The 8,150-nt window shown below is 74.1% G+C and carries 6 protein-coding genes and 1 pseudogene; 3 read left to right on the top strand and 4 right to left on the bottom strand.

Annotation, left to right across the window (positions count from 1 at the left end):
* Nucleotides 1-85: 85 nt before the first annotated feature.
* From B1759_RS19115 to B1759_RS19890, 4 genes and pseudogenes are all read right to left on the bottom strand, one after another.
* A pseudogene (locus B1759_RS19115) lies at nucleotides 86-913 on the bottom strand (Mrp/NBP35 family ATP-binding protein); the annotation flags it as partial.
* A 149-nt stretch (nucleotides 914-1,062) separates the two neighbouring features.
* A complete protein-coding gene (locus tag B1759_RS19120; protein WP_095516689.1) occupies nucleotides 1,063-1,944 on the bottom strand; it encodes an exopolyphosphatase in 882 nt (293 codons plus the stop codon).
* A gap of 68 nt (nucleotides 1,945-2,012) precedes the next feature.
* Nucleotides 2,013-2,861 (bottom strand): 50S ribosomal protein L11 methyltransferase, encoded by an 849-nt coding sequence (gene prmA, locus B1759_RS19885; protein WP_158225358.1) that lies wholly within the window; start codon nucleotides 2,859-2,861, stop codon nucleotides 2,013-2,015.
* A 116-nt stretch (nucleotides 2,862-2,977) separates the two neighbouring features.
* Nucleotides 2,978-4,828, bottom strand: coding sequence for a hypothetical protein (locus B1759_RS19890; protein ID WP_095516690.1), 1,851 nt, complete (start codon nucleotides 4,826-4,828; stop codon nucleotides 2,978-2,980).
* A 200-nt stretch (nucleotides 4,829-5,028) separates the two neighbouring features.
* Between B1759_RS19890 and B1759_RS19135 the strand changes: the two genes are divergently transcribed.
* The 3 genes from B1759_RS19135 (at nucleotide 5,029) to B1759_RS19145 (ending at nucleotide 8,059) form a co-directional block, all read left to right on the top strand.
* On the top strand, nucleotides 5,029-7,203 hold the full coding sequence (locus B1759_RS19135) for a PP2C family protein-serine/threonine phosphatase (protein ID WP_095516691.1): 2,175 nt from the start codon (nucleotides 5,029-5,031) through the stop codon (nucleotides 7,201-7,203).
* A 74-nt stretch (nucleotides 7,204-7,277) separates the two neighbouring features.
* On the top strand, nucleotides 7,278-7,640 hold the full coding sequence (locus tag B1759_RS19140; protein ID WP_095516692.1) for an STAS domain-containing protein: 363 nt from the start codon (nucleotides 7,278-7,280) through the stop codon (nucleotides 7,638-7,640).
* A gap of 2 nt (nucleotides 7,641-7,642) precedes the next feature.
* On the top strand, nucleotides 7,643-8,059 hold the full coding sequence (locus tag B1759_RS19145) for an ATP-binding protein (protein WP_095516693.1): 417 nt from the start codon (nucleotides 7,643-7,645) through the stop codon (nucleotides 8,057-8,059).
* Nucleotides 8,060-8,150: the final 91 nt, after the last annotated feature.

Raw genomic sequence — 8,150 nt, forward strand, 5'->3', positions numbered from 1 at the left:
GAGGTCCGAAGGTACCACCGGGCCGGAGGCCGGGCGTGGGGCTCGGGGAAGACGCGCCAGGGGGCGCCGGTCCTACCCGCTGATGCTACTTGTACAGAATCTCAATGGGGAGCGTCGGCGGCGCGTCGGCGTTGCGGCGCTCCACCTCCGCGACGACGCGCTTCGCCATGGCCCGGAACGCCTTCGCGGACACGCTGTCGGGCTCTGCCAGCACGACTGGCGTGCCGCGGTCCCCCGCCTCGCGGGCGGCCTGCTCGATGGGGATCTCGCCCAGGACCGGCACGTCCAGCTCGGCGGCCAGCTTCTGCGCGCCCGCCTCGCCGAAGAGGAAGTACTTGCGGTCTGGAAGGTCCGGCGGCGTGAAGTAGGCCATGTTCTCGACCACGCCGAGCACCGGCACGTGGACGTTCTCGAACATCTTGACCGCTTTCCGAGCATCCGCCAGCGCGACAGGCTGGGGCGTTGAGACGACGACGGCGCCGGTCAGCGGGACCGTCTGCACGAGCGTCAGTTGGATGTCGCCCGTGCCCGGCGGGAGGTCGATCACGAGATGGTCCAGCTCGCCCCACGCCGCCTGCGAGAGGAACTGGCGGACCGCGCTCGATACCATCGGCCCGCGCCAGATGACGGCGTTCTTCTCGTCGACGAGGAAGCCCATCGAGAGCAACTTGACGCCGTAGCGCAGCAGCGGCACGATGTGGCGCTCGTCGTTCAGACGCGGCTTCTCGTCCTCGGGGACGCCGAACATGAGGGGCACGCTCGGGCCGTACACATCCGCGTCGAGGAGCCCCACCTTGGCGCCCGAGGCGGCCAGGGCCGCGGCGAGGTTGGCGGCGACGGTGCTCTTGCCCACACCGCCCTTGCCACTGGCGACGGCGATGAAGTTGGTGACCTGGGAGACGCCGCGGGGCTTCTGCGGGCGGGGTGCGTCGGACATGGAGGCGGAGGGTTTGGGTGGGGACCCGGCCGCCGAAGCGCGGTTCCGCTCCCAGAGGGATGCGGGGTGAAGAGGGGCGGAGGGGATGCGGTTCGCTGCCGCGCGGGCCTCCCTCGGCCTCCTCGCTACGGCGCTCCGGCCGCCAGCGCCAGCCCGTGGCGGACGCCACCCAACGTCGGCACGTACGACGACGCACCGAACCGGGTCAGGGCGGCGCCGAGGAGCAGGAGTGCCGCCGCGGCCACGTCCTCGCGGCCCGCCAGCACGTCCGGCGACAGGGCGAGCGCCTCGGCGGGCGTGCGGGCGAGGAGCCGGTCGCGCCACTGGCGGACCGCCTCGGCCGAGACCGCGTCGTCCTCTCCGGCCAGGCGCGCCATGAGCCGACCTACGCTGCCGGTCGCCACCAGCGGCATCGCTCCGCGCTCGAAGCCGACCCCAGAGAGCGCGCCCGACGCGTCGGCGAGAGCGGCGGCGATGGCCTCGGGCGAGGGAGGGCGCACCGCAAAGTGCCGTTCCGTGAGCCGGACGCTTCCCACGTCTACGCTCTGTCGCTCCGCCAGTCCGCCCGAGCGGGTGCCCAGCGCCACCTCGGTGGACCCGCCGCCGATGTCGACCACGAGGGCGGCGTGCAGGTCCGGCAGGAGCGCGAGCGCACCGCGGAACGTCGCCTCGGCCTCCTCCTCGCCGGAGAGGACCCGGTAGACGAGCCCCAGCTCGCGGCGGACGCGGCCCTGGAGAACGTCCACGTTGCTCGCGTCGCGGCTCGCGCTGGTGGCGCCGACCACGACGTGCTCGGCGCCCAGCCGCTCGGCCGTCGCCAGCGCGCCCGCGAGCCGGTCCACGACGCGGTCCATCGCCTCCGGAGCCAGCCGCCCGCTCGCATCCACGCCCTGCCCGAGGCGGGCGAAGCGCTCCTCCTCCTCGATCACGACCAGACGGCCGTCCGTCACATCAGCGACGACGCTCATGACCGTGTTCGTGCCGACGTCGATGGCGCAGAGGCGCATAGGGGTGGGGAGTCAGAGGTCGAGCAAGATGCGGCACACCGCGTCTGCCTGTCGCCATTTCCTCGTTCCTATTCCCCACGAGCGAAGCGCGCGCCCCACCACTCGTTCTCCGCCACCTCCGCCTCGGCGCGGTAGCCGAGGCCGGCCATGACGCCGAGGACGTGCTCGCGCTCGGTGGCCAGCAGCCCGGACAGGACGACGGGCGCCTCGGGCGTGGCCTTCGCGACCAGCCCGGGCAACATCGGCTCCAGGATCGAGCGGATGATGTTGGCGATCACGAGATCGAAGCCCGTCTCGGAGACGACCTCCAGCGATCCCTCCCGCACCTCCAGCGCGTCGCCGACGCCGTTGAGCGCGGCGTTGTCGCGACCGTTGTCGACGCTCCACGGGTCCACGTCGACGCCGATGGCGGAGGCGGCGCCCAGCCGCAGCGCCGCGATGGCGAGGACGCCCGTGCCGGTGCCGAGGTCGAGCACCCGGCCGCCCTCGGGGGCACACTCCGCGAGCAGGCGGAGGCAGAGGCGCGTCGTCTCGTGGTAGCCCGTGCCGAAGGCCATCTTGGGGTCGATGCGGAGGACGGTGGCCGCGGCGAGGTCGGGCGGGACCTCGGTCCACGACGGCGCGACGACGAACGGACCCGCCTCGATGGGCTCCAGGCTCGCCTCCCACGTCGCGTTCCAGTCCTGGTCCGGCACGGTCTCCTCGGTGAGCGCATCGACATCGAGTCCACGCTGGCGCATCAGCGCGCCGACGGCCTCCTGGGTCGGTCCGTCCCAGCGGGGCGCGGGGGCATAGGCCACGAGCACGTCGTCGGCCTCCTCGAAGGCGTCGAAGCCGAGGTCGGCGAGGTCGGCGAGGAGCGGCTCGCGGGTGCCGTCGTCGGCGACGGCGAGGGTGAGGCGGAGCGTGTCGGGCACGGATGTCGGGAGTGAGGAGCCCGCGTACGCCTGTCTGCCGGTGGGGTGCCGCGCCTGCGTCCCGGCGGAGGCGGCTCTCGACCGGGCACCCGCACGGCCTCCGCGGCGCGTTCCGCCTAGACCTCGCTGCCCTCCCCTTCCTCCGGCGGGGGCGCCGGGGCAGACTCGGCGTCGGCCTCCGACCCGTAGACGTGGACGCCCCAGAGCGTGTAGCTGCTCGGTCCGAAGTCCCCGAAGTCGCGGCTCCCGTCTGACCGGTAGCGGAGGACGTAGGTCCCGGCGTCGAGCGCGACAGGCCCCTCGAAGCGGCGGTGGAAGAGCGCCTCCCCGCCGGGGACGGTGTTGGCCCAGCCCATCGACCAGACCTCCTTGCCGTCGACGCGCTCGATGGTGGCGTAGTCGTAGGGCGACTCGTCCGACATCTCGCCCTGCGCGACCACGAGCACCTCGGTGGGAGCGTCGAGGGTGAAGCGCACGCGCCGGTCCTCGCTGGTCCCGACCGAGTCGATTCGCGCGAGCAGGCGTTCCGCTGGCGGCAGCGTGAGATCGGAGGACGCGGTCTCGAAGGAGGGCTTGTCCTGCGTCAGAGAGACGCCGAGCGAGGCCACGTCCACCGTCGGGTCGAGGGCGTAGAGGACGGCGCCCCAGAGCGGGTTGGTGGGACCGCCGGAGTTGTAGCCGCCGCCGCAGTCGTGCGAGCCGTCGGTCTCGTAGGTGAGCCGGTACTGGCCTGGCTCCAGGGTGAGCACGGCGACGGCGCGCTTGTTCTTGGACGCGCCGCCGGCCGGTTCGAGGTCGTCGCGCATCTCCCAGATCTCGTCCCAGTCGCCATCCTCGTCCATGCGGTCGAGCTCCGCGTAGTCGTAGCGGGAGCCGGACTCGATCTCGCCGACGGCCAGCAGCAGCACGTCCATCGTCGTCGGCAGGGTGAACGTGGCCTCGCGGTCCTCGTTGGGGCCGACGCACTCGAAGGCGACGATCTGCGGACGGTCGAGGGTGAACGGGTCGAGGCGGGCGACGGCCGCACCGTTCGCCGCGCGGCGAACGGTCATCCCCCAGGAGGACGGCACGAGCGGAGGGTTGGCCGTCCACCCGGAGAAGGCGTGCGAGCGGTCGGCGGCGAAGGCCGCGCGGTAGAGGCCCGGCGCGAGCGTCACGGTCTCCTCGATGAGCCGGTTCTTGAGCGAGCCGCCCGCCCACTGGCCCGGCCCCGTGGCCGTCCAGACGGTGTCGGTGGTGCCGAGGCGGACGATGGACGGCACGTCGGCCACGACGCCGTCGGTGATCTCGGTGACCGCGCGGATCCGGACCTCGGCCGGGGCGGTGACCTCCAGCAGCGTCTCGGGATGCGCGTGGTTGCGGACGCTGAGGGCCTGCCAGACGAACGTCGAGTCGGACGGCGGGTCCTCGTCCTCGGGGTCGCCGAGGCCGGAGGTTCGGGCGGCGCGGGCGCCCTCGTCGACGGCGTCGAGGAGGAAGTGCCAGCGGCCGGCGTCCCCTACCCAGGCGCGCCCGCCCTGGCTCAGGAACGCGCGCACGCGCTCGCGGAAGGAGTCGTCGCGGGGTCCGGGCTCGCGGACGAGCGGGTCGCCGTAGCTGGCGAAGTACACGTCGTAGACGCCCGCCGGAAGGGTGAGCGTGTCCTGAACCGACGCCAGCGTGCCGCGCTCTGGGCGGGCCGGGTCCATCTGCCACATCACCCGCTCATCCCCGCGGCGGACGATCCAGCCGGTGGCGGCCAGCGTGGTGTCCGAGGCCGCGCTGCCCGCCTCCTCGAACGACCCGGCCGCGTCGATGGCGAAGGTGCCCGGCCGGTCGAGGGCGAAGGCCTCGTGGACCAGCTCGTCCGCGTCGATGCGGTCGAGGGCGACCGTTCCGCCACTGGAGCCGTCGGCGAGACGGATGAGGGCGAACACGGCGACGCCGAGCAGGCCGACGAGGAAGAAGCGGGAGAGGAAGGTGCGCACGGGGTCGGGGGAAGGGACGGCGCTACGGGACGAACCCGCCGGGGTTGCCCTGGCCGCCGCCCGATATATTCGCAACACCGCCGCGCGCCTGCCGAACACGGCGCACGCCGCCCCCTCGCCCCCTGCCGACGACCCTCCCCGCCACCCGCCGCGCACTCCGCGCCCTGGTCGCCACCGTCCCCCGCCGGCTGGCGCTGGCCGTGAGCGCGTTGCTGGTGCTGGGCCTGGTCGCGGTGTCGCGCGGAGCGACGGCCGCGCTGGGCGTGCCCGACGGCCTGGCGCTGGCCATCGGGCTGGACCTCGCCGCGGTCCTCTCGGGCGTGGCGCTGTACGTCGCCTTCGCGGGCCTCGGTGGGCGGACGGACCCGCTCCGGAGCCTGGCCGTCCCGCTGGCCCTGTCGGGGGCCGTGCTGACCCTCATCCTCGTGGTCGGGAGCCTGCATGCCGGGTCCATCGACCCCAAGACGGGCCTGCCGGGCCTGCCGCTGACTGCGTTTCTGGGGAGCATCATCGGGACGGCGGAGACCGTGCTGGCGGCGGTGCTGATGGCCTCGCTGCGCCCGCTGGCTCTGCACCGACGGAAGCGGGCGACGCTGGTGACGTGGGGCGTTTTCCTGGGGCTGGTCACCGTGACGGCGCTGACCGTCGCCGGGCGCCCGCTGACCCGCTATGCCCCGGACGTGATGGCGCCGTTCTACCTCGCGGCCGTGTTGGCCGGGGTCGCGCTGACGGTCCGCCAGGGCTGGATCGCCGAGCTGTCGGCGCGGCGCCGGTGGCAGGCGGGGGGCCTCGCGCTCGGGCTGGCGCTGGTGCTGGGCGCGCTCCTCTACTCGCAGATCGACGGACCGGGGACGCTGCTCGTGGGCGACGGCACGGGCGAGGTGCGGGCGGTGCCCTACACGTTCGTGCTGAGCCGGTCGCTCTCCTCGCTGATGCTCATCCCGACGCTGTTCGGCGCCCTCTACGGGCTCGCGGTGACGCTGTCGCTGCTGTTCGGGCTGTCGTCGGCGACGCTGCAGGACCAGCGTGCAGGGGAGCGGCGGGCGCTCCAGTCGCTGGCGGACCTGTCGGGGCGCCTGCTCGACCGCGGCGAGCTGGCGACGGCGGTGGCCCGCGGCCCCGTCGAGGCGGGGCTGGCGGATGCGGCCTGGGTGGCGCTGACAGACCCCGCCCAGGGCCAGATCCGGCCGGTGGTGGTGGCCGCCGCAGGGCTCTCGCTGGACGCCGCGGCCCGTGCCGCCGACGCCGACGCGCTGTACCGCGCCGCGTCCGAGGCGAGCGGCCCGCTGGTGCTGGCGCACGCTGAGAGCGACCACCGCGTCCGCGCCCGGCCGGGCGACGGCGTGGCGAGCCTGGTGGCGCTGCCGCTCGGCGGGATGGACCACGGGCCCGGCGGGCTGACGCGCGGCGTGCTGCTCGTGTCGCGCACCACGTCGGACGCGTTCGAGCCGGACGACCTCGCCGCCCTGGACACGTTCGCCGGGCAGGCCGCGCTGTCGCTCTCCCACGCCGACCTGTTCGCCGACGCGCTCGAACGCGAGCGCCTGACGCGGGAGCTGGCGCTCGCCCGCGAGGTGCAGCAGCGGCTCTTCCCCCAGTCGCTGCCCGAGATCGCGGGGCTGGAGTTGGCGGCGGCCGAGCGCCCCGCCCGCGAGGTCGGCGGCGACTACTACGACGTGGTCCGCCTCGGGGACGACTGCGTCGGGGTGATGGTGGCCGACGTGTCGGGCAAGGGCACCCCGGCGGCGTTCTACATGGCGGAGCTGAAGGGCATCTTCCAGGCGGGCAGCCGCCTGACGCGGTCGCCGGGGGCCCTGCTGGCCGGGGCCAACGACGCGCTGACGCCGTCGCTGGGCCGCGGCGTGTTCGCCTCGGCCGCCTATGCCGTCGTGGATGCCGAGGCGGGGACGCTGCGGCTGGCGCGGGCCGGGCACACGCCCGCCGTGCTCGTCCGCGACCCGGACCGGGCGGACGGCGGGATGTGGCTCCTCCGCGGCGATGGACTCGCCATCGGGCTGGACCGGCAGGGCGATACGTTCCGACGGACGCTCCACGAGCAGTGCCTCCGCCTGGCGCCAGGCGACACGCTCGTGCTCTACACCGACGGGCTCACGGAGGCGCGCGACGCGGCGGGCCAGGAGTATGGCTACGACCGGCTGGCGGCGTTCGTCCAACGGCACGCGCACGCGAGCGCGCTCGACCTCCGCGACCTCCTGCTGGCCGAGGCCCACGCCTGGGCCGGGTCTGACGAGCCCGACGACGACACCACGTTCGTGGTCCTTCGGTGGACCGGCCGCGGCGAGGACGTGCCGTTGGCTGACATCACGGGCGGACCGCCGGTGACCGACCGCGCTTGGATGACGGGCACCGGATGACGGATGGAGGGTCATTCGCCCCCGTTCGCCTCCTCGTCCGCCCCTTCCCTCTTCTCTCTTCCCCGTTCTCCCGCATGAGCTTCTCCGTCACCTTCGACCGCCGTGCCGGGGCGTCTGCCGCGCCCGTGCGCGTGCTCGCGCTCCGGGGCGAACTGGATGCCCACACGGCGCCCGACTTCGAGGCCGCGCTCCAGGCCTGCCTGGACGACGGCGACCACCGCCTCGTGGCCGACGGCTCGGCGCTCGACTACGTCTCGTCGGCCGGGCTGGGGGTGTTCATGGCGTTCGTGGAGCCGGCGCGCGACGGCGGGGGCGACCTCAAGATCGCGGCGCTGCCGGAGCACGTGTTCGACGTGTTCGACCTGCTGGGCTTCCCGACGGTGTTCGACATGCACGAGACGGTGGAGGCGGCCGTCGGCGCCTTCGGGGGGGCGTAGCCGTGGCCGACACCGCCCAGAGCCTGCGCGTCCGCGGGGACACGTCCGAGCTGGCCCGCGTGCGGGCGAGCGTGGGCGCGTGGGCGGACGCGGCGGGGCTGGACGGGAAACCGGCGCGACGGCTCCAGCTGGCGGTGGACGAGGCCATCGCGAACGCCATCGAGCACGGCATGGCGGCGGACGCGCGCGTGATGGTCCGCGGGACGCGGGGCCGGGGGCGGCTGACGGTCACGATCCGCTACCGGGGAGCGCGGTTCGATCCGACGACGGCGCCGACGCGGCCCGCCGACGAGACGGTCCGCCAGCACGCGAAGCACGGCTATGGGCTGCACCTGATCCGGACGCTGGCCGACGAGGTGGCGTACCGCTGGGACCGGGGGACGAATGAGGTGCGGCTAACGGTGGGGCGGACGGCGTAGGCGGAGCTTCAGGTCAGCGCGTCGGGGTCCGATGCCCGATGCTGCGGGATCGACGCTCGCGCCCGTGGAATCGACGCTCGCGCCCGTGGAA

Origin of the sequence: Rubrivirga sp. SAORIC476, from assembly GCF_002283555.1 — a bacterium.
Lineage (GTDB): Bacteria > Bacteroidota > Rhodothermia > Rhodothermales > Rubricoccaceae > Rubrivirga.

What these genes read in the sequence shown, in the direction of transcription:
- B1759_RS19120 (WP_095516689.1), bottom strand. Translation starts at nt 1,944, where the DNA reads ATGCGCCTCTGCGCCATCGACGTCGGCACGAACACGGTCATGAGCGTC.
- B1759_RS19140 (WP_095516692.1), top strand. Translation starts at nt 7,278, where the DNA reads ATGAGCTTCTCCGTCACCTTCGACCGCCGTGCCGGGGCGTCTGCCGCG.